At 66.4% G+C, this 803-nt stretch carries 1 protein-coding gene; it reads right to left on the reverse strand.

Annotated features, from left to right (window positions below; genetic code table 11):
* Positions 1-9: 9 nt before the first annotated feature.
* Positions 10-803 (reverse strand): transposase (locus NA4_RS38105; RefSeq protein ID WP_157129582.1); only part of this gene is annotated, 794 nt, incomplete at its 5' end.

An 803-nucleotide genomic window follows, 5' to 3' on the forward strand; every position in this document is an offset into this window, starting at 1 on the left:
AGTGTGTCGTCAGGCGGCTGGCCTGAGCGCAGCGAAGTGTGATGTCCGGGTGGGAGCGAAAGATGTCGTTTCCCACCAGCAGTTGAGTCGGTTGAGGTTGATGCCCGCAGCGGTCAGCAGGTGCTGGAGGCGGGTTTTGGCAAGGCCGCGATAGCGGGAGCGGCGCAGGCCGCAGGCTCGGATACCTTGAGCGATAGTGCCTTCCACGCCCGCGCGGTGCTGGTAGCGCTGTTGCCACTGCTCGGTCTGTTGTTCGGCGCGAGCGAGTTGGAGGGCCTGGTGCTGGGCGCGATACCGCAGGGTGAGCCGCCGACCTGAACTGGAGCGGGTGCACTGCTCCCGAGCGGGGCAGGATCGGCACGCTGAGCTGGGGAATCGAACTTTGACGACCGGGATCCCGTCCTGGGACCGATCGGCTTTCCAGGATCCGGAGCAGGTGCCCTGCGGGCAGGTCACCTGCTCCTTGTCCCAGTCGACCGTGAAATCGGACAGGGTATAGCCGCCGTCAACCGCGGCTTGCCAGCCGGTGGCCGCTTTCGCCGGGCCCAGCAACTCGACGCCATGCTCATGCTGCGCGGCTATAAGCAGGTCTGCATCGATATAGCCGGCATCGACCAGATGCACGTCGGGAAGCAGATCCCGCTCGGCCAGGCCGGTGTGGATCGCCGCGGTCATCGCCATGTCAGGGACCGGGGCCGGCGTGGTGGTGACCTGGGTGATCAGGTGTGGCGCGTCGGGCTCGCAGGTCTCGGTGAGGTGGACCTTGTAGCCGTTCCAGGAGGCGTCGCGTTTGGTGCCGGTTC

Origin of the sequence: Nocardia amamiensis NBRC 102102, from assembly GCF_001612745.1 — a bacterium.
GTDB classification, from domain to species: domain Bacteria; phylum Actinomycetota; class Actinomycetes; order Mycobacteriales; family Mycobacteriaceae; genus Nocardia; species Nocardia amamiensis.